The sequence below is a fragment of the Pseudomonas sp. CFII64 genome, from assembly GCF_000416235.1.
GTDB lineage: Bacteria > Pseudomonadota > Gammaproteobacteria > Pseudomonadales > Pseudomonadaceae > Aquipseudomonas.
The window spans coordinates 181,268-206,965 of sequence record NZ_ATLO01000028.1 but is presented as its reverse complement, the minus strand read 5'-3'; the positions used below and the strand labels follow the sequence as shown (position 1 = coordinate 206,965).

The window sequence follows — 25,698 nt, the reverse complement described above, 5'->3', positions numbered from 1 at the left end:
CATGAGTCTGGAATTCATTGGCCACACCAGTAGCCGCAGTGGCGCCGAAGTGATCGAAGCCAGTGGCCCGATCATCGACAAAGCCTACATCAGGCACATGGCCCATACCGCTGAAGCCAACGGTTTTGACCGGCTGTTGATTGGTAGCTTCGCCACCTGGCCGGACAACAATCAGGTAGCCGCTTATGTGCTGCACAACACCGAGCGGTTGGGCGTCATGCTTGCCCACCGTCCCGGATTTGTCGCGCCCACAGTGGCGGCCCGGCAGCTGGCAACCCTGGATCAGTTCAGCGACGGGCGTCTGGCCGTGCACATCATCAGTGGCGGCACCGATGCCGACCAGCAACGTGATGGTGATTTCCTCGCCCATGACGAACGCTATGCACGCACCGCCGAATACTTGACGGTGGTCAAAAAGGTCTGGAACAGCGATGAGCCCTTCGATCATCAGGGCGACTATTACCGGGTAAAAGGCGCGCAGTCCTCGGTCAAGCCGTGGCGGGCGTCAGGTGTGCCGATTTTCTTTGGTGGATCATCGGCCGCAGCCTTCGAGGTCGCAGGACAACATGCCGAGGTTTATGCCTTGTGGGGCGAGTCCCTGGCGCAGACCGCCGAAACCATCGCCAATGTGCGCAGGGCCGCCGCTAGATATGGGCGGGAAGAGCAAATCAAATTCCTGCTGGCATTCCGGCCGTTGGTGGCAGACACCGAAGAAGCAGCGTGGGCTCGCAGCCGTGACCTGCTCGCGGCGGCGAAGGCCAAGTACCCGGCGACGCCAGTCCTGAATGAAAACGTCGGCTCTCAGCGTTTGCGTGAGGCGGCAGCCCAGGGCGCGGTTCTGGATCAGCGTCTGTGGACCGAGTTTGCTGCGGTCACTGGCGCCCATGGAAATTCCACAGCTTTGGTCGGCACCCCGCAGCAGGTGGCTGATGCGTTATTTGAGTACCACAAGCTGGGTGTCGATAAGTTCCTCATTCGCGGTTTCGATCCGGTGCCGGACACGCTGATTTTCGGCCGCGATGTGATTCCGCTGGTGCGCGCCGCCGTGGCCCGTGATGCCTGATCCACGACTGATCCAGCGGTTGTTCGGCGTAGGTGGCTTGCAAGTCGACAGCACTGGCTTCCCGTCACAGATCAGGGTCGAACATGGTCTTCTGAGCCGGCTACCGGAGCTGTTTCAGCAAGCCCTGCTGCAGGATATTGGGCAACTGGCCGATCGCTATCGCGGACCTTTGTCCTTCGGGCGTGGGTTACGCTCGCCCCAGACATTCGACAGTCAGGCCAACGCTGCGGGCTTGTTGCAGTTGGGGCTGACGGTATTCTTTCAGGATGTCAGCGGCACCTTGCCCGGCGCAGTACCTTTTTTGCGCGAGTTGGAGCGCGAGTTGGGGGTGGTGGAGGGCAGCGCCAGGCTCAGCGCCTTTGCTTCGCCCGAAGATGACGGCGTGTCCTGCCATTACGATGCCGAGGAGGTTATCTCCATTCAACTGGTGGGCAAAAAAACCTTTTACGTCGCACCCATGACCGAGATTGAACGGCCTTACGGTGCGCAGTTCGGCCCAGACATGGTGGCGGTAGAAAACCTCTTCGAACAGGCCCGGCAGGGTTTTCCTGATGCCTGCGGGGTTACCTTCGAGCGCCATGAGATGCTTGCGGGCTCTGTGCTGTTCCTGCCCCGCGGAACCTGGCACCGCACCGAAGCGCTGGAGCCCTCGCTGGCGTTGAGCATTGTGATCCGCCCGCCGGTGCTGGCCGACGCAGTGTTGCGCTGGCTGAAACCCTGGCTGTTGGGCGATGCACGCTGGCGTTTGCCCTTGTACGGCAAGGCCGATCCACAGGACACCGGGCTGAACGTCTTGTTAGGCGAATTGGCCACACGCCTCAGCCGCGAAGCCGACACGCCGTCCCTGAGTTGGAACTCGGCACCGTCGGTAGACACCACCGAGCTGCTGCGGATTCCAGGCTCGGGCCTGACCTGGCAGGAGCTGCCAACGTCCGGGCAATCGGCGCCGCGTCTGCGTCTGCAAGGCACGGCGCTGGATCAGGACTGGCGCGAGCGCCTTACTCTGGACACTGAAATACCTGGGCTTCTATTGCCTGCCCTCGGCTGGTTGCAACAGTGCAGCCGCGCGTTTGATCTGGACGCTATCAGCGAGCATCTGCCGCACATCGCCAGGAGCGATCTTCGGCAGTTGCTGGATTTGCTGGTCAAGTCCCATGTGTTGCGCCAGTTGGTGCAGCGTTAGCCCAAACGAACTTCTGACAGATTGCCGATGAAACCGCCACCGGTGGAATCGGTGAGGTTGAGGACGTTGCTGCGGGACAGCAGCGCGTCTTCGCTGGAAATTATCGGGATGCGCGGCAAGTCCTCCAATACTTTGCTCTGGACCGTCTGATACAGATCCCAGCGGCGTTGCGGGTCGTTGTCCACTTGGGCCTGTTCCAGCAGGGCATCGACTTCGGGACTGCTGTAATGGGTGGCGTTGGAATAGGCGACGCCGGCATGGATGTTCTTTGACCAGTAAAAACGCTGCAGGCCGATTGCCGGGTCCGGCGCGGTGGAGGCGGGCGACAGGTTGGTGTCGAAGTCATAGCGACCGTAGATGCGGTCGATGAACTGCGCGTAGTCCTGATTGCGGATTTCCAGTTTCACACCGATCTTGGCGAATGTGCTGCGCAAGAAATTGGCGGTTTGCTGGTACACCGCTGACGGACTTGGATCGTTCTTGATCCGCAACCGAATGCCGTCCTTGTCCTTCTTGAGGCCTGCCGCTTCCAGCAGCGCTTCGGCGCGTTTCAGATCGAAGGGGTACTGCGGCACATCGGCGCTGTAGAACTGCGGGAAGTTCTTCGGGATCGGTGAGTCGGCCGTTGTGCCCTGGCCGAGGAGAATGTTCTTGAGGATAAATTCCTTGTCGATGGCGTGGGCGAACGCCTGGCGCACCCGCACGTCCTGAAACTCGGCACGCTGCAGGTTGAATTCCAGAGCCATGATGCCAGTGCCGCCATAGGTATTGAGGCGGTCGTGGACGGTCAAGGCTGGATTGTTTTTCAGCCGTTTGATTTCGCTGTTGGACAGCGTATCGGCGTAGGCAACGTGTACCGCGCCGGTCTCCAGCGCCGCCGATACCGAAGACGGATCAGCGATGAAGCGGTACACCACTTGATCCAGCAGCGGCTTGCCGGTCTGCCAGTAATCGGGGTTGCGTTCCAGGGTCAGGTAGTTGCCGCGCACCCATTCCTTGAGGCGAAAGGGACCGGTTCCCACCGGCGCGGTATTGGCCGGGTTATTGAGGATGTCAGTACCCGCATAAAGGTGGCGCGGCAGTACCTGGGAGTCGCGGGCATTCAGAGCGCTGAGCAGATAGGGTGTGGGCCTGGACAGGTTCCATACTGCCGTCAGCGGATCCGGCGTATCGACGCTTTCCACGTTGGGAAACGCCGAACGACCTCGGGAGCTGTATTTTTTCCATACCTCCATTACCGAAAACGCAACGTCCGCGGAGGTGAACGGTTTGCCATCGTGCCATTTCACCCCGGGGCGCAGCTTGAACGTGACCTGCAGGCCATCGGGGCTGAAAACCCAGCTTTCGGCCAGCTGTGGTTGCGGACCATTGGTGGGGCTGAGGTAGAGCAGGCCGTCAAAGATTTTCGGCGAGATGAGTTGCGTGGCCGGTGCCGTGGTCAGGCCGGTGGTCAACACCGTGGGCTCGGGGTTTTGCGCAATAATCAGCGTCCCGCCGGTGCTGCCGGCAAAGGCCGGGCGCTGGCCAGTCAGGCCGTAGGCGGCGGTGGCCGCCAGTGAGTAGCCGATAAATGTACGCCGCGTAACCATGTCGGTTTGTTCCTTTTCAAAGTCAGTGCGCAGACAGTTGGCTGAAATCCGTTGCAGTGAGACACGCCCGCGATTAGGTAGATGCAACAAGGCAGACCTACCGTGCTATCGGTCTTCGCGGGCAAGCCTCAGTCCAACAGTGGGGCGACCGCGCGGCCTTACCAGTCGTAACTCATCCGCGCGTAATAGAACCCGCCGCCGATGCCATAAGGCGTGTTGCGGTTGGCGTAAGGGTCTTCATGGTTGATGATGGAAGCCAGGCTGTCGGGCTGATCCGGCGCGCGTTTATTGAACAGGTTGTTGGCCCCCAGCGTCGCCTTGAGGTTGTCGGTCACCAGATAACTGAGGGCGGCATCGGTGATGAACGAGTCGCTGGTGGTCGAGTCTTGCGCGCTATTGAGCACGTTGTTCACGGCACGGGTCTTGGAGTAGTAGTGCTGAGTCAGTTGCACACCGAATTTGCCCAGTTGCCAGTCCAGCGCGCCGCGCACAATGTTTTGCGGCAACGCCTCTTCCAGCAGCGTAATGCGTTCGCGATCGAGCAGGCTCAGCCCGGCATTGCTCAACACCGCCGGGTTGTCGACACTTTTGACTTCGTTCTTGTTGCGCGCATATGACAAGCCCCAATGGGCGCGGCCGAACTGGTTGTAGTTGGCGTCATAGTCGAGCTTGAACTCGACGCCTCGGGTCTGGGTGTCACCGAAATTGGTGAAGTAGCGCACTTGTTGCTGACTGGTCAGTCCTGCACTGGTCAGCGCTCGTGCAACGGCTGCGTTGTTGAAGCCGTTGAAGGCTCCGGTGAGAAAGATCCGGTCACGAATGTCGATCTGGTACACATCGATCGATGCGGACAGACGATCAGTTGGCGTAAACACCAGTCCGAAGCTGACGTTGGTGGATTTCTCGGCCTTGAGTTTCTTCGCCCCCAATGCCTGTGCGGCGGGTGAATCCGGTCGCAAGGTGTCGTAGTAGTAGGAAATGTATGAAGTGTTGGTAATCGGGTCGTTGACCGGCTGCACCGTTGCGCTTTGGTAATTCTGTTCGGCCAGGGACGGGGCGCGGAATCCGTTGCTGAACGTACCGCGCAGCGCCACCAGATCATTGAACTGGTAGCGGTTCGAGAACTTACCCGCGACCGCCGAGCCGAAGTCCGAATAGTCTTCGTAACGAATGGCCAGGCCGCTGTCCCATTTGTCGGTGACCTTCTGGGCAAAATCGATGTAGAACGCAGTATTGTGCCGCGACTCGTCGAACTCGAATTGCGGGCTGAACCCGGTCAGAAACGCTGAACCTGCCCCGGCCAGGGTGCCGCGCAAGTTGGGCGCCGGATAGTCCGCTGGATAGCGATAGCCGCCGCCCGCGTACGAATAGTATTCGCCAGAGCCCAGTTCCAGGCTGTTGTAGCGATATTCGGTGCCCACCGTCACGTTCAGCGGCGAGGCGAACAGGCCTGTGTCGAAGGCATGCTGGCCGGAAAGCGAAAGGATGCTTTCGGCAAACTTCAGATCCCCCGCATGCAGATTTTGCAATGGCAGCAGGGCGCCGAACGACGGGTTAGTGGTGTTGAGAATGTTAATGTCGGCGCGGTTTTGGCCGTAGCTCAGGCCAGCGTCCCAACTCCAGCCGAGAATGTCTTCGGCCTTGATACCCAGGTTGAGTTGCAGGTCTTGTTCCTTGGTCTGCAGTCGCGAACTGTAGCCGCCCGGTGTGGTGATCACGTTGGAAGTAGCGTTGGTTTCCGAGCGAAACGAGCCTTTGGCCTCCGAAGTGCGCGGGCTGTAGGTGGCGAAGGAATACAGGGACAGGTTGTCGTTGAGCGGCAAGCCGAGGTTGTAGGCAAAGCTGGTGCTTTCCTGGATCGGCACCACCTCATAGTTTTCCGGTACGTTGCGGTCGGCCGAAGCTTCGCGCGGATCGTTAGGGGCCGCATAGATTTGCCAGATCGACCGCGAAGGATTCTTCCAGGGTCCGACTGTGTGGCTGTCGCCGGTTTTCAGGTACGACAGGCTGAGGTTGGCAAAACCACCGTTCTCACCCAGCGCGAACCCTGAGTTGAGGCCGCCGGTATAAGTGGCACCAGCGTCACCCAGATTGCCGACTTTGGAAACGTCATGATTGTATTCACCGTAGGACACGTCTGCCGAACCGCCGGAGGAGGCCGATTTCAGGATCACGTTGATCACACCCGCAATAGCGTCCGAGCCATATTGCGCTGCGGCGCCATCGGTCAGCACCTCGACGCGTTCGACCGCCGAAATCGGAATCAGGCCCAGGTCTGCCGCGGACGATCCCAACGTGGCGCCGCCACTGTTGTTGATCATCGAAGTGCCGTGGCGCCGTTTACCGTTGACCAGCACCAACACCTGGTTGCCTGACAGGCCGCGCAGTGAAGAACCGCCCACGTTTTTCGACAGGGCGCCGCCGTTGCTGTTGATATTGATGTAGGACGGAGCGACTTGTGACAGCGCGCGGCGCAGATCGCTGGCGCCGGTTGCGCGCAGGGCCTCGCCCTTGATCAACTGGACCGGAGCCAGGGCTTTGAGGGCTGTGGTCTCGACCCGCGACCCGGTCACGATCACGGTTTCAAGGCGGTCTTTTTCGTAGTCGGTTTCAGCTTTGAGCGCCTCCACGGGCGCAAGGCTGACGGTACCCATGGAAAACATTAGACCGAGGGTATGGCGTCGGGACTGAAGTGATGACATGCGTGAATGCCTGGTAATGCCTCTGCAATCTTCGAAGTGTGTGCAGGAGTGATTGGTCGCTGGCTGGTTCTAGCCTGGCAGATGGGGTACAGCTGCTTTGCCCGTGTTCATGTGTGTTTTCCGGTGATTGTTTACCTCCCTGGATTGAAGCGCCGATCCGCAAGTTGTGATCCCCAATGAAACCGGACTTTATTCCCCTCCCAGTAAATGAAACTTGCCGATCAGGTTGAACTTCCAGGCCACCGGGTCGTGCACCGTGTGCGTCCGGGCGTTGCGCCAGTGGCGGTCGAAACCGTATTCCAGGCGCGTGGAGCTCGCGCCGCCGAGCTGGAATAGTTTGTTGCTGGCCAGCAGCGCCGCTTCGGTGGTGAGGATCTTGGCCGTGGCCAGTGCCGAGGAGACTTTCGCCGAGGGCCCCGGTCCGTTTTCAGCGGTGACTTGGTCAAACAGCGAAGCCGCGCGTTCCAGCACCGCTTCCCCGGCATGAATGCGCGTGTGCAAATCGCCGATGATCTCCAGTGTGTAAGGGTCTTCGGTCACGTCGGTGACCCCGGTGCGGGCGTATGGCCGAGCATGATTGCGCACGTACTCCAGCGTGTCGTTGAATGCTGCACGAGCGATGCCCAAGTCCAGAGCGCTGTGGAACAAGTCCGGAATGCCGTAGCTGTTGGCGGTGGTTTTACCCAGTTCAGAGTTCAGCACATGACTGTTTTCGACCCACACATTGTCCAGCAGCAGCGTGCCGCTGGCCGTGGTGCGCTGGCCGAATCCGTCCCAGTCATCAATGATGGTCAGACCCGGCGCATGACGGTCCAGTACTGCGGTTTTATAGAGGCCGTCTTCGTCCACACAGCCGATGGAAATCAGCTGCGAAAACAGCGCCCCGGTGGAGTAGGCCTTGGAACCGTTGACCCGGTAGTGATCGCCTTCTCGGGTGATCTGCGTGCGGGTGGTACCTGCGGGCAGGCTGCCACCTTCCGCGTGGCCGTTGCCCCAGCGGTAGCCCTGCAGAATCATGCCGAAGAACAGCTGCTTCTGTTCCTCGCGACCCACCGCCTCGATAACGCTGCAAGCCAGAATGATGCTCAGCAGTAACTGTCCGATGGAGGCGTCGGCTTCACCGATGATCGCCACCACCCGGGTCAAGGTCAGGTAGGAAATCTCGGCGCCGCCGTAGGCGCGGGGCACCCTGACAGCCAGCAACCCGCTGCGGGCGCAGTCTTCCAGTTCCTGCCACGGCAACTGCCGTTCGACGTCCCGCCGTTGGGCGCTGGCCTTGAATATCACCGCCAGCCGCGTGGCCACGTCAATGGCTTGCTGGTCGCTGGCAATCACATGGGCCGCGCTGGTGGGCGCCGCTACGGTTCGATGCGGCGGGGTTAGTGTGGTATCGGTCATGGATAAGTCCTTTTCCTTGGGAGCGAGGTTAATTTCGCCTGGTCAATCTCAGGCCTGATAAACCGCATCAGCGAAATTGCCGTAGAGCGCTTCTGAGGAATTGAAGAAATTCTTCAGCTGTTTTTGCGTGACCACGACCACCGTGGGCGAAACGATGGGGATCTTCGGCAGATCAGTCAGCACAATCTGCTGGAATTGCGCATACCAGGCCTTGCGCTTGACCGGATCGACTTCGCCCTGGCCAAGGTCCAGCAGCTCGTCGACTCGGGGGTTGGCGTAGCGCGCACCGTTGGAGAACGCAATGCCCGGTTTGAAGTTGGCAGAATAGTAGAAACGCTGGGTGCCCATCACCGGATCTGGGCCGGCGGTGGCGCTGATCAGTGTGGTGTCGAAGTCGCGGCGGGTGTAGACCCGGTTGACGTACTCCGGGAAATCCTGCGAGCGAATCACCAGCTTCACCCCGATTTTCGCCAGATTGCTGCGCAGATAATGCGCGATCTGCAAGGTCTCATTGGCCGGGTTGGGGTCGTTGAACAGGGTCAGACGCAGGCCGTCGGCTCCCTTCTTCAGGCCGGCTTCCTCAAGCAATGCTTCTGCTTTGGCCAGATCGAAGGGGTAACGCGGAACGCTGTCGTCGTAGAAATCGCTCATGCTCGCGGGGATTGCACTGAAAGCCGGTTGGGCGAAGCCGAAGTAGATATTTTTGACGATGAAGTCACGGTCAATGGCGTGGGCAAAGGCCTGGCGCACGCGCACGTCCTGAAACACCGGCTTTTCCAGGTTGAACTCAAAACCCACCAGGCCGGGGGAGTAGGGCGCGCTTATTTCGCTCACCTGTAACTGCGGTACGCCGCGCAGGCGCTTGACGTTGCTCAGGGCCACGGACGCCAACTGGACGGCCTGGGTTTCCAGCGCTGCGGACGCTGCGGTGAGGTCAGGAATGATGCGAAAGATCAGCGCGTCCAGATGCGGCTTGCCAGCGTCCCAGTACTGCTCGTTCCTGACCAGGTTGATCGATACGCCACGGTCCCATCGATCAAACTTGAAGGGGCCGGTACCGATGGGTTTGATGTTGTGCGGGTTGGTTAGCGGGTTACCGCTGTCATACAAGTGCTGCGGCAGAACCTGAGCGTCGGTGGAAGACAGCGCGCTGAGCAGATACGGCGCAGGTGTCGACAGGGTCAGCACCACTTGCAGCGGCGTCGGGGTTTCAACCTTGCTCACCGGGGCGAAGGTGGTAATACCCCGCGAGTTGAATTTGCGCCAGATGCTTTGCAGTGAAAACGCCACATCTTCAGCGCCGAATGGATGGCCGTCATGCCAGGTAACGCCCTGGCGCAGGTTGAAGGTGTAGACCAGGCCGTTGTCGCTGACGTGCCAATCCGTCGCCAGGCGCGGCACCGGTTTGCGTTGCGCGTCGTAAGACAGCAGGCCGTCGAACAGTTTGCTGGTGACGGTGTAGATGGTCCCGTCGGTGGTCAGCGCGTTGGTCAGAATCGTCGGTTCCGGGAATTGGGATACGACCAGTGTCTGCTTGCCATCGACGGCGGCGAATATCCCGGATGCATTGCCCGCCAATCCGGCGCCTGCGGCCAGGATCATGGAATCTTTGATAAACGTCCTTCGGCTTAACGGCATGCTGCACCTTTGCTGTACAAAAAAATAACAGGTTCAGAAAATAACGACCCACTGACAATGGGTTCCAGAGTTAGAACTCATGAGGCGTTTTTTTAATAGGGGTTCAAAGGTGTTCTGTTGGGGGGCAGAACAGAACCACGAGCCTAGCGGAAATTTTCTCAAATGTTCAAGTGCGCACTTATAACGTTAAACGCAGTTGCAATTACCGGCGTGATAATAAGTTTAGAACGTTTTCGTCGGTGTTTACCCAGAACAATTGCTGTATTAGTAATCGCCCTTGAAACAGCACTCGTTCAATCCGATTGTTTGCAGAGAACCCGATGCCGGTCAGCACTTTCTATCAGCGTATTACTCAGCTCCTGCATTCAGGATTTCGTGGCCCCCTCATTCGTGCCGTCCCGACCGCCGTCGGGGTGATCGTCCTCAACTTCGTTTTGCTGCAAATGGTGCCGGGCGATGCTGTCGATGCCTTGGTGGCAGAAGCAGGCTCGGCCACGGCCGAAACCACGGCCCTGCTGCGTCAGCAATACGGGTTGGATAAGTCTTCTCTGGCACAGTTTGGCGATTACATTGGGCAACTCGCCCATTTGAGCCTCGGCGACTCGCCGCGCTATGGCATCCCGGTTCTGGATGTCATCACTCAACGCCTGCCTAACACGCTGTTGTTGATGGGGCTGGCGCTGGTGATCTCGCTGGCGGTTGGGGTTGGCCTAGGTGTGGTAATGGCGTTGTGGAAAGGCAAATGGCCTGATCGTGTGCTGTCCTCCATTGCCTTTGTGCTGTATTCAACTCCCGGTTTCTGGATCGGTCTGATGGCCATTGTGCTATTCGCGGTCAAACTCGAATGGCTGCCCAGCGGCGGCGATGGCACCATCGGAGCAGGTTTGACCGGCGCTGAAAAATTCGTCGACAAACTGCAGTACGCGATTTTGCCGGCCCTGACGCTGGCCAGTTTTTTCATCGCCATCTATGCCCGGCTCACTCGCGCATCGGTTCTTGAAGTGCTGACCCAGGATTATGTCCGCACCGCCCGGGCTAAAGGTTTGTCGCCCTGGCGGATTACTTGGCGGCATGTGCTGCGCAATGCACTTTTGCCTCTGACCACCGTCGCCGGTGCGCACCTTGGCGGTCTGCTTGGCGGCGCAGCGGTGGCGGAAACAGTGTTTGGCTGGCCTGGTATCGGCCGTCTGACCCTCGAAGCCGTCCAGGCTCGGGAGTACAAAGTGCTTCTGGGCATTCTGTTGATGTCGTCTTTCATTGTCATCGCGGCCAATATTCTGGTGGACTTGCTGCATGCCAGACTCGATCCGCGGATCGCCGCTCGTGCCAAGGGGCGCTGAAACATGAGCGTCCAAGCCTCCGATTCAACTTCGACTGTTCATCCTGTGCGTCCGGTGCTGCCTGAATCTTCCTGGCGCCAGCAATTGTGCGTCGCGCTGCTGGGACGTTTCAGCTCGGCGGTCAAACCCTTGGCCGCGGACGATCCAGCGCTGCCGGAAACCTCATTGGCCCCCCGCAGCCGCTGGCCGGTTACCCGGGCGCTGTTGAGTTCGCCCGGCGCCGTTACTGGTATCAGCGTATTGCTGTTGATTGTGCTGGTGGCGCTCGGCGCCGGTTATCTTTATCCGGGCGATCCTCTGGATATGGTGGCCCAGCCGCTGCTGGCGCCGGCTGAAGACTGGCAATTCCCGTTAGGAACCGACGCTTTGGGTCGGGATCTGGCTGCGGGGCTTGCCCACGGCGCTCGGGTGTCATTGCTGGTGGGCATCACCGCTGCGCTCGTCAGTGTGTTGATCGGTACGCTGATCGGCGCGCTGGCCGGTTACTTTGGCGGCCGCATTGATCGCGCGCTGACGTGGCTGATCGAGATTTTCCAGACCACCCCTTCATTTCTGCTGGTGGTCGTGGTGGTGTCCATTACCCAATCCACGGTGACGATCATCGCCGTGGTCATCGGGCTGACGTCCTGGGATACCGTAGCGCGACTGGTCCGGGCGGAGTTTCGTGCATTGCTCAGTGCCGATTTCGTTCTGGCTGCACGCAGTGTCGGCTACAGCACGCGCTGGATCATCTTTCGTGAAGTACTGCCCAACGCCTTGCCCCCCATCATCATCACCGCGTCGGTAATAGTAGCCTCGGCAATTCTTACCGAATCCTCGTTGTCGTTTCTTGGCGTCGGCGACCCAAACAAAGTCAGTTGGGGCAGCATGATCGGCACAGGCCGCGACATGCTGCGCAGCGCGCTTTACCTGACCGCGATCCCTGGCCTGACGCTGGTGATTACCGTTTTTAGCCTGAACCTGGTAGGCGACGCCTTGATCAGTGCCCTGAACCCAAGATTGCGCGGGAGAACAGCATGAACGCTGTAGCCAATATCGATGACTCCAGTCAACCATTGCTGAATGTCTCAGACCTGCGGGTCAACTACGGCGATTATCAGGCGGTCAAGGGCGTGAATTTCACCGTCGCCTGTGGGGAAACCCTGGCGTTGGTGGGGGAGTCCGGTTGTGGTAAATCCACCACCGCCATGGCCATCATGCGCCTGCTCGGCGGCCAGGCCGACATTGGCGGGCAAGTAGCTTTCGACGGGCTGGATCTCTCGAAAATCAGCGATCCGGTGATGCGCGGGCTGCGTGGCAATGACATCTCCATGGTGTTTCAGGATCCTATGACCTCACTCAACCCGGTGCTCAGCGTCGGCGAACAGATCGGCGAGGTGCTGCGCCGACATCGTGGCCTGTCGCGCAAGGATGCCCGGTTCGAAGCGTTGAATCTGCTGAAGAAGGTGCGCATTCCCAATGCGGCGGCACGTCTGGACGACTTTCCCCATAACCTGTCCGGCGGCCAGCGGCAGCGGGTGATGATCGCCATCGCCGTAGCCTGTAACCCACGGTTACTGATCGCTGATGAACCGACCACTGCGTTGGATGTGACGGTGCAGGCGCACATTCTGCAGTTGCTCAAAGATCTGAGCGAAGAATACGCCATGGGTTTGCTGTTGATTACCCACGACCTGGGGGTGGTTGGGCAGTGGGCGGATCGTGTGGCGGTGATGTACGACGGGCTCATTGTCGAGTCGGGCACCACCGAAGCCATTTTCACCGCGCCGCAGCATCCTTATACCCAAGGCTTGTTGGGTGCTTCGCTGCGCATGGATACACCTTTGCATTACGCGAACGCCTCTCTGCCGGAAATCAATGTGCGCCGGGCGTCCAACGGCATCATAGAGTTTGATCTGCAGAGCCATGCACGTAACCGGACCGCCCGCGAGGCCAATGTCGGCGCTCCCGATCAGCCGATTCTCGAGGTGCGTAATCTGCGCGCAGAGTACAAGACCAGCCGGGGGCCGGTGACTGCCGTTGACGACGTGTCATTTCAGATCCTGCCAGGTGAAACCTTGGGCCTGGTGGGTGAGTCCGGCTGCGGCAAATCCACACTGAGTAAAACCATTTTGCGGCTGATCAAGTCCAGCTCCGGGCAGATCCTGCTCAATGGCACCGATATCGCCGCACTGGATGAAAAACAACTGCGCGTCCACCGGCCTTTCGTTCAGATGGTCTTTCAGGACCCATACGGCTCACTCAATCCCAAGCACAGCGTGTACCGGATTCTCGAAGGCGTGCTGAAAAACCACGGGGAAAAAGACGCCCAGGCGCGCAGTAAGCGAATATTCGACATCATTCATCGCGTCGGCCTGCCGCAATCGGCGGTGTGGAAATACCCCCACGAATTTTCCGGCGGCCAGCGTCAGCGCATCGGGGTCGCGCGGGCGTTGATCCTGCGACCTTCGCTGGTGATCCTCGACGAAGCCGTGTCCTCGCTGGACGTGTCCGTGCGGGCGCAGATTCTCAATCTGCTGGCTGATTTGAAAGAAGAGTTCGGCCTGTCTTACCTGTTCATTTCCCACGACCTGTCGGTGGTCAAGTACATGGCCGACCGGGTGTTGGTGATGCATGACGGCAAAATAGTTGAAGAGGGCGCCCACGACTCGATCTGGAAGAACGCGCGTCATGACTACACCCGAAAGCTCATCGGCTCGGTGCCGGTCCCGCGCTACGCGGCGGCCGACGACGAGTCGGTGCCCTATGCCGATTCGGCCTGGCAGGAGTTGCCAGTCGCCATGTTGTTATCGCGCTTTGCCATCTAGCGGCGCTGTATAAATACCAAGAGGAGTGAAATATGAGCAGCATTGAATACCGCAATCTGGGCCGCAATGGAATCAAGGTTTCACCCATTACGTTGGGCACCATGATGTTCGGCGGGCAGACCGATGACAGCGTCGCCCGGCGCATCGTCGACAAAGCCTTCGAGCAGGGGATCAACTTCATCGACACCGCTAACGGCTACAACGGCGGCAAGTCCGAGGAGACTGTCGGTCGTCTGATTGCCGAACAGCGTTCGCAGTGGGTGCTGTCGACCAAGTTCGTCAACCCCAACCCTGGCGCGCAAGGCCCCAATGATCGCGGTGCATCGCGGCACAATGTGATCCAGTCGGTGGAGGCCAGCCTCAAGCGCTTGAATACCGATTACATCGACCTGTTCTATCTTCATCGCGAGGATCACACCACACCCGTTGAAGAAACCCTGCGCGCGCTGTCGGATTTGATTCGCGCCGGCAAGATCCGTTCTTACGGGCTGTCCAACCATCGCGGCTGGAAACTCGCCGAATTCAGCCGCACGGCAGATCTGCTGGGCATCGAGCGCCCGGCTGCCACTCAGCCGCTGTATAACCTCGCCAACCGTCAGATTGAAGTCGAGCACCTGCCAGCCGCCGAGTATTACGGGATTGGTGTTGTTTCCTACAGTCCGTTGGCTCGTGGCGTACTCACCGCCAAGTACGATCCTACGCAGCCGCCTTCGGAAGGCACCCGGGCAGGTCGCAATGACAAGCGTCTACAGCAGACCGAATGGCGCCCTGAGTCGTTGAACCTCGCCCAGCGCGTCAAGGAGCACGCCGAGGCGCGTGGTATCACCCCAGGACAGTTTGCTCTGGCCTGGGTGCTCAACAATCGCCTGATCACCTCGGCTATCGCCGGACCGCGTACCGAGGAGCAGTGGAACGATTACGTGCCTGCGCTCAACTATGCGTTTACTGCCGAAGACGAAGCCTTCATTGATGATCTGGTCATCTCCGGCCACTCTTCGACGCCGGGCTACAACGACCCAAGCCATCCATTCGCCGGCCGTAGGTCTCGCGTCTGACCTGCCGCGCTGATCGCATGCCGGTCAGCGCGTTGCCGTGTTCAGTTCAGGTTTTCAGTTCTTTGCCAGATTCCAGCCGCGCCACTGCGGTTGTGCCAAAAGCACGCTGGCGATCGTGACCGCCACCAGACCCCACAAGGCAATGGTGGTGGACACACCCAGGCGGTCGGCAATGTAGCCGCCGAGCAGGGTAATCAGGGGCTGCAAGCCAAATCCGATAATGCTGAACAGTCCCATCAGACGCCCGCGCATGGCCGGCGGCGAAAGAATCTGCACCATGCTGGTACAGGTCACCATGGCTTGTGAGGTCGCCAGTCCGAACAAGAACAGCGCGACCAGTTGCAGTGCCAGCCAATGGGTCAACGCCGACACGACCAGCCAGCCGCCCATCCAGATCAGGGTCAACGACAGGGTCAGGCCCATACGCTTGATGTGGCTGACGACCGGCGACAGGAAAAACGCATAAACCAGCGATCCCGCAGCGGCGGCGCCCAGCAGCAGTCCGGCGCGTTGCGGATCTCCGTGAGCCACTGCTGGCAGTAACGCTAAAGTGCCAAGGCCGAACATGGTCAGCGCTGCGCAACAAATGTACAGGTTGCGTAAGTTAGGCGTGCTGCGGATATAGCCAACAGCTTCGGCGAGCGACACCTGTTCTCCGGCGTTGGGGCGCTTTTGCTCGATGGCATGCAGCGACAGCAGAGAGAAAATTACCACCCAATACGACATGCCGTTAGCCCAAAAGGCTGCTGACATGCCAACCTGCGCCACCAGATAACCGGCCAATGTGGGGCCCAGCGTCCGGCACACGTTGAGGATCATCGAGTTGATGCTGATCAGCTTGCGGATGTTATCCATGCCCGCAAGATCGAACAGAAAGGCTTGCTGTGTAGGGAAATACACCGAGTTGACGCAGCCCATCAAGAAAGCAAACACGTAGATGTGCGCCAGTTGCACCTGTTCTGTGTGGATCAGCGCAGCAATGACAAACGTCAGGGCGATTTCCACCAAGTGGCAACCGATCAGCAGTTTACGCCGATCATAGCGGTCGGCCAGGCCACCGGCGAACATACTCAACAACAGGATCGGAACGCTGGAACATAAGGCACTGACCCCCAACGCAAATGCCTGTCCTCCGGACAATTGGTAAACGAGCAAGGCCATCGCCGTTTGCTGCAACCAGATGCCGATCATGGACACGGCCTGGCCCGAAAGGTAAATGCGTGTATGGGAAGAGCGTAGCGGGGAAAAATTATTCAGCCACACAGACAGGGCAGACATAAATAGAAGAGATCCGGCTATTGTGAATTATTGGAAGTCGCCCAAGGTCGGCAGCGGTATCGATTGACGGATAAGTGCACCAAAACGCGCGGCACAGATTGATCATTACGCTGGATACTGTCAAACGGCGCTCAGTCATAAACTCAGAACTTAATGATCTATAAGCTGGATGCTGTTTGCATTACACTCGACGAACCTCGCACAGGGTCTTTTAAATCCATATATTTGTTTTATCCTATTGAATGTCGTGCGACCACGTCCGCCATTAATAAAGTTTCTAAAGTTTAAGAGCGCCTTCATTGACGGCGTGATGTCATCTTTATGCACTCGTTTTTAATTAATGGCGAACTCATGACCGACTTGAGTCTTTGGTACACCCGCTGCCCGACACCGACACCTCTTGGATTGGCGGTGAAACTGGGCTATCTGGAATCGGCGCTGGCGCAATCGTCGGTACGGGTTCAAGCGTTGCAAAGTTCCCCGGACGAAAAAGTTCGTGCCAGTCATTTCGATCATTCGCAACCCTGGTCCTTTCGCCAGGGCGGTAATATCCCGCCGATTCATGCCAGGGCCAGCGGTCGCGACACGCGGCTGGTGGGCATCACCTGGATTGACGAATTTCAGGCGGTGATTACCTTGCCGTCATCGGGTGTACGGGATGTTTCGCAACTGGTGGGCAAACGCCTGGGATTGCCGAGGCAACAGCCAGGAACCATTGATTTCCAGCGCGCGACCTCGCTCAAAGGCCTGTTGTCGACGCTTGAAGTCGCGGGCATTTCACGTGATCAAGTGCTCTTCGTGGATGTGGTGACGCCGACGCCGCAACTGGGCGGCGCGACTGCAGGTTACCCGGCCGAACTTAAACGCCGGTTGCCCTACGCTGCCGAGTTCACCCAATTGATCAAAGGTGATATCGACGCGTTTTTCGTCAAGGGTGCAGAGGGGCTCAGCGTCGCCCACCAGTTCGGCGCGGTGATTCTCAGTGAGACCGGAAGCCACAGCGATCCGGCAATTCGCATCAATAACGGCACGCCGCGCCTGTTGACAGTCGACGGCACCCTCGCAGACCAACGTCCGGACCTGGTGAAAACCCTGCTGGAATCCGTGCATGAGGCCGGTCACTGGGCTGCGCAGAATCCCGATCTGACCAGACGTTTCGTCGCTCAGGAGATTGGCGTGTCGGAAGAGTCGGTGGAAGCGGCGTTCGGACCCGAACTGCACCTGAAATTCACCACCGCACTGAACGCGCCGGGCCTGCAGGCCATTGATTCATTCAAGGCGTTCCTGCTCGCTGAAGGTTTCATCGACGCCGACTTCTCCCTGAAGGCCTGGCTGCATGTCTGAGCAAACCGGGGTTTGGGACGTTATCGTGTTGGGCGGTGGCGCGGCGGGTCTGGTGGCGGCGTTTCATGCGCGACAGGCCGGGGCTTCGGTGCTGGTAGTCAACAAAGGTCTGGTGGGCCGTAGCGGCGCGACCATCACGTCCGGTGGTGGCGTGTCAGTGGCGGGTGAAAGTCTGCGGGCGATAGGCCTTGATGCTGACGCCAGCGACACCGAGGAACGCTTCCTCAGTGACACCATCAGTGCCGGCTCCTGGCTCAACGATCAGCACCTGGTGCAAAGTATGGTCAGCGGCATCGGCACGGAATTGAGCCGGCTGGTGGACTGGGGGATCAAATTCACAGTCAACAAGCGCGCTCCAGGTCACAGCAGCGGACGCGGCGTACACATCAGCGGCGTCGATATGCAGCGCGCGTTAACCCGGATCGCCGTGCAGGCGGGGAGTCAGCTTTCGCGAGGATTTTCAATCCAGCCAGTTGCTGAAAAGAGGCAATGAAGTGGTCGGGGTGCTCGGTCTGGACCGACGTGGCGGCACAGTCGACAGCATTTATGCACACAGCACCGTGCTGGCCACCGGCGGCGCCACCTCCAATTGGAGTCTGCGCACGGCGCCCGAAGAGTTGTCGGGGGAAGGCCAGCGCATGGCAGTGGAGGCAGGCGCCACCTTGATCGATATGGAAATGATGCATTTTTTGCCGTGCTGCCGTGCTGCCTGGCTGCTCCTGCCATCTGGCGCGGCCTGCAATTCCCGTGGATTCTCGGCCCGCAAAGCGGCGTGCACGCCTGGCTGATGAACCGTTTTGGCGAGCGCTTCATGGCGCGCTGGGACCCGGTCCGTATGGAGCTGGCTACTCGCGATATGGTCTCGGCGGCCTGTGCGACCGAAGTCTATGAAGGGCGCGGCAGCCCCAACGGCGGGGTTTACCTGTCGTGGAAGCATCTGCCTAACGACATTATCGATAACTTTCCGGCGACCTCGCGCGCCATCAGTGCCGGGTGGCAGTGGGAGGGCTTCGACATGACGCCGCTTGTTGAGCGAATCAAACAGGGCTATGCCATTGAAGTAGCACCCGCTGCGCATTTTTCCCTTGGCGGAGTGCGTGTCGATGCACAGGCTGGCACCGGAGTTGCCGGGCTGTTCGCCTGCGGTGAAGTCACCGGGGCCATGCATGGCGCCAATCGCTTGTCCGGCAACGCCGGTGCGCAAGTGCTGGTCCAGGGGCGCATTGCCGGTCAGGCTGCTGCGGCCGACGCTGGTATTCGACGCGCCCGTGACCGTATTGCCGACAACTACGGATTTGCCCTCGCGCAGACCGAGGCACCTTTTCGCCGTAGCAGCGGCATCGCACCGTTCGAACTAAAGGAAAGTCTGTCGCAGCTGGCGGAGAAATCCCTCGGACCAGTGCGCACCGCTGCCGCCTTGCAGGAAGGGCTCACTTCGTTGGCAGACCTGAAAGACAACGTTTTGCCGCAGCTGGCCTGCCGCACTCAGGATCGTATGTGGAATCGTGACTGGAGCGATGCGTTGGAATGTCAGGCCGCATTCAGCGTTATCGAGTCAGCATTGCTCGGTGCAGCCGGACGCGAGCATTCCATTGGTGCCCATCAGCGTCATGATCACAAGGCCGGTATCAGTGGCGAGTTGACCCATTCGTTGGTCAGCCTCAACGCCGGGGTGCTGGTACGACACACCACGCCGGTGGCCTTTCCGTTTTTGGCGCGTCCATGAACCAGTGCCCGATGGCGACCTTTAAATGCTGATCCACCTGACGTTGTTCCGGGATGGCGAATTCCGTCAGCTGGATATCCGGCTGCCACCCCCGACCGGGCTGGGGTTGGGTATCGACCATTGGGAGGGCGCTTCGGTCAGCACCGCGTTGCAATATGCGCAACGCGTGTTTGAGCCCAATCTCGGTTATTCGCTGTCCTGCCGCCGCGGGCTTTGCAAGCTCTGCGCGATGCGCATCGATGGCGAGGTCAAACTGGCCTGCACCGTCGCGCTGCATGACGGAATTCGTATTGAACCCGCCAAGCCCAAATTGGCCCTGCACGACACCGTGGTGGAGCTCAGTCTGGTTCGGGTCAAAACCGACAAAACCAAGCCCCAGCGAGCCTGACTGTGAACATCCAACCTGATCCAGCCATCGGCTTGCCCGACCAGCGTCTAACCACAACAACCACCTGACTGCTTGTCGGGCTTGCCTTTCCAATCGCCAAGCGAATCCATTCAGGAGTTTTTGATCATGTCTGAAGCACTGTTGAAACAAGCACCACAGACCTCAAGCAATACCACGCCCTCGGCGATCTGGTACACCCGTTGCCCGGTGCCGACCACTTCCGGTATCGCCCAGCACAAGCAGTGGTTGCAAAACGAATTTGCTCGTCACGGCATTACCCTGGATTCGATCCGGGCGTCCCAGGATCGCGCGGTGCGGGAGTCACACTTTCGCCACAGTCTGGCCGGCAGCTTCCGGGAGGGTGGCAATGTGCCGCCGATCTGGGCCAAGGCGCAGGGGCAGGACACCGTGGTCGTCGGTATAACCTGGGTCGATGAAGAACAACTGGTATTCGTGCGTGGCGACAGCGATATCCACACCGTCGCCGACCTTCGTGGACGCAAGCTTGGCGTAGTCCGTAAGGCCGCCAGTGATCTGGTGGACGTCGGCCGTGCCGAAGGCCAGCGCGGATTGCTGACCGCATTGCACCTGGGCGGCGTGCCACGCGAGACCGTCGAGTTCGTCGATATCGCCGCACCCGAGTGGGATCTCAAGGAGGTTTCCAGGACCCGTGAAGATCATCACGCCATTCCAACCCTGGCGTTGCTCAACGGCACCGTCGACGCGATTTTTATCAAAGGTGCAGGCAGCGCACGCGCCTTGGCCCAGGGACTGCGTCCGATCATCAACATCAACGATCAGGAAGACCCATTGCTGCGCCTCAGTGCCGGTTCGCCGCGACCCATTACGGTCGACCGGAAAACCTTGCTCGACTCACCCGAAATCGTAGTGCGCTACCTCGCAGTGCTGTTGAAAACCTTTGAATGGGCAAAAGCCCATCCAGAAGAGGTCCTGAGCATCATTGCCGCCGAAACCGCGACCGACGAAGACAGCGTCTTGCTGGCATTCGGTAACAAACTGCATTTGTCGTTTGAACCTAAGCTTTCCGATATCTACGTCGAAGGTTTGCGTCGGCAAAAAAACTTCCTGCTGGCGGAGGGATTTATTGATATTGATTTTGATGTCGACACCTGGATCGATCCCTCGCCGTTGCAAAAAGCGTGGTTGCTCAAAGACCAGATCGTTCTTGGCTGAACATTCGAAAAGCCGACACCGCCAGGGCATTGGTCGGCCGAATCCATAATCGGAACCACGCTCACCGATTATGTCGTTCGCGAGGTTGTAACCAATGCCCGGCAAACCTTTCCCTATCTGTTGTCTGAGAAGCCATGAACAACGTGGAATCCGATCAGCTCAGCTTGAACACAGTTTCGAAGTAACGCGGCGACATCCCTCACACTCATAAAAGCAGCGACGTCCTTGGGGCTGTGAACTTCAACCCGGATGAAATTCGTTTACGTTGGCAATGCGCACGGCGATGGTCGTCATCTCACCCTCGTTCGCATACAACGATGCCAGTGCTTCACCAAACGCTTTGCCCACACCGTAGAGGTTACAGGGTAAATCGACAGTCCCGGGCCGACCAGGACAGCGCGTTCGTGGACCGGCATCGCCACGGAATGATCGTCGGGCCCGGGCGGGCTATTTGAATGCTCCACATTGACGGTGGGGCTGGCGCTCATGATGCCCGAGACCTGTTACCCCTATCACCAACACCCGCCTGCCGAGTTCTATCTAGCTCTGTCGCCGGGCGGATGGTATCGGGAGGACGTGGGGTGGTGGAGTCCTGGGGCAGGGGGCTTGGTTTTCAACTCCCCATCCTGCGTCCATGCAATGAAGTCGCCGGGTGTCCCGCTTTTGGCACTGTGGGGGCTGATGCTTTAGCGCCTCGTTATAAGAGTACAGGTGCTTGCCGTCCGATGGCCTGCGGCCTTCCTCTTCTGCCGTCGTACATCAATCTGTCGTTACTCGCGCCGCATTTTGCCGCAACTGGTCTAAGTAGTTCGCCCAGTGCTGAGCAGCCTCCCGGCGTTGCACTAGCAGTTGAGCGCGCGCATACACAGCCCCTAGCGCACCAGGCATTCGGTGGGATAAAGACAGTTCAAGCACGATAGGATCAATACCCAAATGCTCATGTGCGATCGTCCTGTAGGTGGCGCGAAAGCCGTGAGCAGTGATGTCATACTCCGGCCAGATGCGCTGAAAGGACTTGAGCATAGAGGTCGGGTTTATGGGACGTCCCGGATAGACCGGCGAGACGAACACCCAGCCTTTGCCTTCGTCATCAACCACGCGGGTTTTCCGTAGCTCGCGTAACAGAACCAAGGCTTGCTCAGGCAACGGCACGATGTGTTTGCTCTTGTCCAAATGCTTGGTCTTGCTCACCACATAACGCCAATCGGCGCCCACCAGGTCGACATCTTCCCAGCGCATCTGAACCAGTTCGCCTGGGCGGACCGGCAACATGACCAGCAGGCGCATTGCGCTGGCAACGCTGCCGTCGTTGCAGTCATCAAGACGTAGAAGAAACCTGCCCAGGTCGGATGGCCTTTCGATCGCCGGGTTGCTGGTCACGATGTGGCGAATCTTCAACTCCTCAATGTTGCTGAGCGCCACGTTGCGCTCCACCCAGCCGCGACCTTCGGCAAAGCCCAGAACGGCACGTATGATGGTGCGCACGCGCCGGGCCATGGCCATGGTGCGCTGGCGGCGCAACTCAGTGATGATCGTAGGATTCTCTACCGAATCTGCTGCTCATCTCTTTCTCAAGAACTCTTTTAACGCCCGAACGATGTCGAGCGCCGATTGATCCGCGATGCGCCCTGTAACTGGGTCGAACATATGCGGTTCGCCAGGATAGACATGAAGTTCCATGGCAACCCCTGCGCGAGACAGCCTCATTGCAAAATCAACGTCTTCCTCGAGGAACAGGTCCTGTGAGCCGACTGAGATGAAAGTAGGGGGCAGGTCGCGAAGGTCTGGCTGCAGGGCCGGCGAAAACAGGCCGATACGAGCAACTGTGCCTCGACCTTGGCGGTCTTGGCCTTGAGCGGAGCGGAGCGGTGTGGTTAGCCACGTCGCGGCGTGCGCCTCGGGCAATGTCGCGCGCCTCCTTGAGGCTAATGTCGGGGTAAGCGCCGATGGAGAAGCGGTTTTCCTTCCCATGCAGCCGATACTTCAATCGCCAAACCTTGGAAGGGGATTTGCCGACCTTACTCGACGCCCTCACCTCCAAGTAGAGGCCAGGAACTTCGCCATCGGCGTGTTTGCCAGGTTCGGTCAGTGAGCGGATCAAGGCATCGCTGAGTTTTCGTTTGAAAACAACCGCATTATCTGGGGGCATCGGTGGGGGCATCCTCTTTAAGGAGCCGGAATTTGCCCCCAATTATGCCCCCATGGGTCGTGGAATCCATTGGATTTAGACAGACGGCCATGGACGTAATTGGCAAATAACTTGTTGTTATTAAACGGTTTTATGGAATTTAGTGGAATTCCATTACAGGCTATCGGGGTCCCCAAAAAACATCTGAATCCGAGACCTGAGCCAGCGCTCCCCCGGATCATTGTCTTGTGAGCCGCGCCAGGCCATGTGCAGCTCGAAGGTCTGCGATTCGATCGGCAGTTCCTCGGCGCGTACGCCGCCTGCCGCCGTCAATACTGCGGCGGCATAATCCGGTACGGTGGCAATGATATCGGTGCCCGCCAGCAATGTTGCCAGGCCGTTGAACTGCGGTACCGCCAGCACGACATGCCGTTTGCGGTCGACTTTTTCCAGGATGCCATCGATGAAGCCACTCAAGTCCCCCGCGAAGGACACCAGTGCGTGCGGGCGTGAGCAGAAATCTTCCAGGCTCAACGCGCCGGGCATTGAGTCGGCACGCAGCAACATCGGCTTGCTGCGGCGCAGCACTTTGCGCTTGGCGTTGGCGGGCAGGTCGTTGGTGTAGCTGACGCCGATTGAAATTTCACCGGAGGCCAGCAGCGCCGGCATCAATATATAGTTGACGCGACGCACCACCAGCACGATGCCGGGCGCTTCGGAGCGCAGCCGCTTGAGCAGCGCGGGCAGCAGGGCGAATTCCGCATCATCGGAAAGCCCGATGCGAAAAACGGCGGTGCTGGTTGCCGGGTCGAACTCGGAAGCACGGCTGACAGCGGTGGAAATCGAATCCAGGGCAGGTGAGAGCAGGCCGAAGATTTCCGTCGCCCGGGCGGTTGGCTCCATGCTGCGACCCGTGCGCACGAACAGCGGATCATCAAACAGCCCGCGCAGCCGCGACAGGGCGGCACTGATTGCCGGTTGCCCCAGGAACAGCTTCTCTGCGGCGCGTGTCACGCTGCGTTCATGCATCAGGGTTTCGAAAACAATCAGCAAATTGAGGTCGACGCGACGCAGGTCGTTGCGATTCATGGCAGGTGATCTCGGGGCATTTGTCGAAGCAGCGGGCAGCCAGCAGAAAGCCGGTGTGTTCAACGCTGGCGTGAATAGTACGAGCAAATACGCAGTTTGCGCATGCATAAATTCATCGCGAGATCAGATACCTGCAATCGTACGCGCGAAAAAGCCTGCAAATTCATTGAACGTGCGGCCATGCCCGGTGGCCCAATACCCAGCAGCGCAGCGCAATTTTGCGTCTGCCTGTCCGAAGGGCGGAAGATGAAACATTCCATGGGTTGCAATGTACGTGCGACATGCGAACAATGGCCGCCCATGACCACAGAGGCAGTCTGTGATTTGTCACAAGGCGATAAGCCTACGGAATGTGATGACAATCGATGACAGACATGTCGACTATTAATAGCCACTGATAGTGTTCCCGGCAGCGTCCGGATAGAGTTCATGGCATCAAGGTTCATTAGGCGAGGTTCGAAATGTCCCGCACGATTCGTTTTCATCAGTTTGGCCCAGCAGAGGTGCTCAAGATTGAAGAGCATCCTGCCGCGTTGCCTGGACCCGGTGAGGTACAAGTACGTGTCCAGGCGATAGGCATCAGCTGGTATGACGTCCTCTGGCGGCAAAACCTGGCGTCTTCCCAGGCGCGACTCCCTGCGGGCATGGGCCATGAAATGGCTGGCGTTGTCACCGCATTGGGTGAAGGCGTCGATGATTTTGCTGTGGGCGACAAGGTTGCCAGCTTCCCGTCGGCAGATCCGAATCAGCATCCGGTATACGGCGAAGTTGTGGTGCTGCCACAGTCTGCGTTGACACGTTACCCCGACGTGTTGACGCCACTGGAAGCGAGCGTGCATTACACGCCGCTGCTGGTTGCCTATTTTGCCTATATGGACCTGGCGCGTATCAAACCCGGGCAGACCGCGTTGGTGACTGATGCCAGTCACTGCGCCGGCCCGGCGTTTGTCCAGTTGGGCAAAGCATTGGGTGTGCGAGTCATCGCTGCCACCAAGACTGACGATGCACGGGATTACCTGTTGTCGCTGGGAGCCGATAAAGTCGTGGTCACCGAAGAGCAGGACTTGCTCATGGCGATCAATAAATACACTGAAAACCGTGGTGTCGATGCCGTGTTCGACGGTCTCGGCGGTCCGCAGATGTCAATCATGGGCGACGTCCTGGCGCCACGCGGCAGCCTGATACTTTATGGTCTGCAAGGTGGCAATCAGACTCCGTTCCCGGCATGTGCCGCTTTCCAGAAGAACATTCAGTTCTTTGTGCATTGCCTGGGCAACTTTACCGGCAAGCCGGAATTGGGCATCTCTCAGGATGAAGCTGCGCTGCAGCGTGCGCTGCGCGACATCAATCAGTTGACCGCAGATCGGGTGCTGGTGCCGCTGAAAATGCGAGTATTCCCGTTCAGCGAAGTGGTCCAGGCTCACCGCTATATGGATGGCTGCCCGATTGGCGGGCGAGCAGTCCTTGAAGTGGAGCCTGTCTGATCGCCTCCTGAGAAGTGCTGCAATAGCACTTCCGTCTCCTCGACGCCTCCAGCCAGGCGTCGACGTAACTTCCCACTTTTCAGTTTCAAACTTCGTTAGCTGATCGGCATTCGACTGCTCAGCATTGCGGATATAAACCTGCGGCGCATTATAGCCTCAAACGATAAGTGTGAACGCTCGCAAAGTTCAATCCTCGGCATTTAACAGGTTTGAAGTTGAAACGATACAGTTTTACAAAAATATGAATAAACGTAGCTTGATATTTCTCGGAAGTATCGCCTGAGCAGGTTTA

At 58.8% G+C, this 25,698-nt stretch carries 22 protein-coding genes and 1 pseudogene; 14 read left to right on the top strand and 9 right to left on the bottom strand.

Annotated elements, in window-relative coordinates; all coding sequences use genetic code 11:
* Window position 1 precedes the first annotated feature (1 nt).
* Entirely contained in the window at window positions 2-1,063 is a 1,062-nt protein-coding gene (locus CFII64_RS13870; RefSeq protein WP_020291415.1) for an LLM class flavin-dependent oxidoreductase, read from the top strand.
* A complete protein-coding gene (locus tag CFII64_RS13865; protein ID WP_020291414.1) occupies window positions 1,056-2,246 on the top strand; it encodes a JmjC domain-containing protein in 1,191 nt (396 codons plus the stop codon). Before CFII64_RS13870 ends, CFII64_RS13865 begins: the two co-directional genes overlap by 8 nt.
* Here CFII64_RS13865 and CFII64_RS13860 read toward each other — a convergent pair.
* The 4 genes from CFII64_RS13860 to CFII64_RS13845 form a co-directional block, all read right to left on the bottom strand.
* Window positions 2,243-3,835 carry an ABC transporter substrate-binding protein gene (locus tag CFII64_RS13860; protein ID WP_020291413.1) on the bottom strand — a complete coding sequence of 531 codons (1,593 nt, stop codon included), beginning with the start codon at window positions 3,833-3,835 and terminating at the stop codon, window positions 2,243-2,245. The two genes, CFII64_RS13865 and CFII64_RS13860, sit on opposite strands and share 4 nt — an antisense overlap.
* A 158-nt stretch (window positions 3,836-3,993) precedes the next feature.
* On the bottom strand, window positions 3,994-6,537 hold the full coding sequence (locus tag CFII64_RS13855) for a TonB-dependent siderophore receptor (RefSeq protein ID WP_044901356.1): 2,544 nt from the start codon (window positions 6,535-6,537) through the stop codon (window positions 3,994-3,996).
* A gap of 189 nt (window positions 6,538-6,726) precedes the next feature.
* On the bottom strand, window positions 6,727-7,935 hold the full coding sequence (locus CFII64_RS13850) for an SfnB family sulfur acquisition oxidoreductase (RefSeq protein WP_020291411.1): 1,209 nt from the start codon (window positions 7,933-7,935) through the stop codon (window positions 6,727-6,729).
* 48 nt (window positions 7,936-7,983) lie between these two features.
* Entirely contained in the window at window positions 7,984-9,573 is a 1,590-nt protein-coding gene (locus CFII64_RS13845; RefSeq protein ID WP_044901355.1) for an ABC transporter substrate-binding protein, read from the bottom strand.
* Window positions 9,574-9,893: 320 nt separating this feature from the next.
* On the opposite strand from CFII64_RS13845, the gene CFII64_RS13840 reads away from it, so the two are divergent.
* From CFII64_RS13840 to CFII64_RS13825, 4 genes are read left to right on the top strand one after another with little or no spacing between them, the layout of a single operon-like run.
* On the top strand, window positions 9,894-10,913 hold the full coding sequence (locus CFII64_RS13840; protein ID WP_020291409.1) for an ABC transporter permease: 1,020 nt from the start codon (window positions 9,894-9,896) through the stop codon (window positions 10,911-10,913).
* A 3-nt stretch (window positions 10,914-10,916) separates the two neighbouring features.
* Window positions 10,917-11,933, top strand: a complete 1,017-nt coding sequence (locus CFII64_RS13835; RefSeq protein WP_020291408.1) for an ABC transporter permease — start codon at window positions 10,917-10,919, stop codon at window positions 11,931-11,933.
* Window positions 11,930-13,720: an ABC transporter ATP-binding protein gene (locus CFII64_RS13830; RefSeq protein WP_020291407.1), complete on the top strand. Its 1,791-nt coding sequence runs from the start codon at window positions 11,930-11,932 to the stop codon at window positions 13,718-13,720. The genes CFII64_RS13835 and CFII64_RS13830 overlap by 4 nt, the downstream gene beginning before the upstream one ends.
* A gap of 32 nt (window positions 13,721-13,752) precedes the next feature.
* The gene (locus tag CFII64_RS13825; RefSeq protein WP_020291406.1) at window positions 13,753-14,775 is read left to right on the top strand and encodes an aldo/keto reductase; all 1,023 of its coding nucleotides are present in this window, start codon (window positions 13,753-13,755) and stop codon (window positions 14,773-14,775) included.
* Window positions 14,776-14,829: 54 nt separating this feature from the next.
* Here the strand turns inward: CFII64_RS13825 and CFII64_RS13820 are convergent, their stop codons facing one another.
* Window positions 14,830-16,053, bottom strand: a complete 1,224-nt coding sequence (locus CFII64_RS13820) for an MFS transporter (protein WP_084488260.1) — start codon at window positions 16,051-16,053, stop codon at window positions 14,830-14,832.
* A 351-nt stretch (window positions 16,054-16,404) separates the two neighbouring features.
* Here CFII64_RS13820 and CFII64_RS13815 point away from each other — a divergent pair, with 351 nt between their 5' ends.
* The 7 genes from CFII64_RS13815 to CFII64_RS30240 all read left to right on the top strand — a co-directional run bounded on the left by CFII64_RS13815 (window position 16,405) and on the right by CFII64_RS30240 (window position 21,395).
* Entirely contained in the window at window positions 16,405-17,397 is a 993-nt protein-coding gene (locus CFII64_RS13815) for an ABC transporter substrate-binding protein (protein ID WP_044901354.1), read from the top strand.
* On the top strand, window positions 17,390-17,890 hold the full coding sequence (locus CFII64_RS13810) for an FAD-binding protein (RefSeq protein ID WP_020291403.1): 501 nt from the start codon (window positions 17,390-17,392) through the stop codon (window positions 17,888-17,890). The genes CFII64_RS13815 and CFII64_RS13810 overlap by 8 nt, the downstream gene beginning before the upstream one ends.
* A 1-nt stretch (window position 17,891) precedes the next feature.
* Window positions 17,892-18,185 (top strand): FAD-binding protein, encoded by a 294-nt coding sequence (locus CFII64_RS13805; RefSeq protein ID WP_020291402.1) that lies wholly within the window; start codon window positions 17,892-17,894, stop codon window positions 18,183-18,185.
* Window positions 18,170-19,123 (top strand): FAD-binding protein, encoded by a 954-nt coding sequence (locus tag CFII64_RS13800; protein WP_156883178.1) that lies wholly within the window; start codon window positions 18,170-18,172, stop codon window positions 19,121-19,123. Before CFII64_RS13805 ends, CFII64_RS13800 begins: the two co-directional genes overlap by 16 nt.
* 25 nt (window positions 19,124-19,148) lie before the next feature.
* Entirely contained in the window at window positions 19,149-19,511 is a 363-nt protein-coding gene (locus tag CFII64_RS13795) for a 2Fe-2S iron-sulfur cluster-binding protein (protein ID WP_020291400.1), read from the top strand.
* Between the two features lie 126 nt (window positions 19,512-19,637).
* Entirely contained in the window at window positions 19,638-20,705 is a 1,068-nt protein-coding gene (locus CFII64_RS13790; RefSeq protein WP_020291399.1) for an ABC transporter substrate-binding protein, read from the top strand.
* A 486-nt stretch (window positions 20,706-21,191) separates the two neighbouring features.
* Window positions 21,192-21,395, top strand: a complete 204-nt coding sequence (locus CFII64_RS30240) for a dimethylsulfonioproprionate lyase family protein (RefSeq protein WP_371106440.1) — start codon at window positions 21,192-21,194, stop codon at window positions 21,393-21,395.
* 69 nt (window positions 21,396-21,464) lie between these two features.
* Here the strand turns inward: CFII64_RS30240 and CFII64_RS13785 are convergent.
* The 4 genes and pseudogenes from CFII64_RS13785 to CFII64_RS13775 all read right to left on the bottom strand — a co-directional run.
* Window positions 21,465-22,244: pseudogene (locus tag CFII64_RS13785) on the bottom strand (tyrosine-type recombinase/integrase); the annotation flags it as partial.
* 21 nt (window positions 22,245-22,265) lie between these two features.
* Window positions 22,266-22,463: an alpha/beta hydrolase gene (locus tag CFII64_RS29760; RefSeq protein WP_371106445.1), complete on the bottom strand. Its 198-nt coding sequence runs from the start codon at window positions 22,461-22,463 to the stop codon at window positions 22,266-22,268.
* Window positions 22,420-22,854, bottom strand: coding sequence for an Arm DNA-binding domain-containing protein (locus CFII64_RS29325; RefSeq protein WP_371106439.1), 435 nt, complete (start codon window positions 22,852-22,854; stop codon window positions 22,420-22,422). Before CFII64_RS29325 ends, CFII64_RS29760 begins: the two co-directional genes overlap by 44 nt.
* Window positions 22,855-23,007: 153 nt before the next feature.
* Window positions 23,008-23,922 (bottom strand): LysR family transcriptional regulator, encoded by a 915-nt coding sequence (locus CFII64_RS13775; RefSeq protein ID WP_020291395.1) that lies wholly within the window; start codon window positions 23,920-23,922, stop codon window positions 23,008-23,010.
* Between the two features lie 461 nt (window positions 23,923-24,383).
* On the opposite strand from CFII64_RS13775, the gene CFII64_RS13770 reads away from it, so the two are divergent.
* Complete coding sequence (locus tag CFII64_RS13770) at window positions 24,384-25,406, top strand: zinc-dependent alcohol dehydrogenase family protein (RefSeq protein WP_020291394.1); 1,023 nt, start codon at window positions 24,384-24,386, stop codon at window positions 25,404-25,406.
* The last annotated feature ends 292 nt before the right edge of the window (window positions 25,407-25,698 follow it).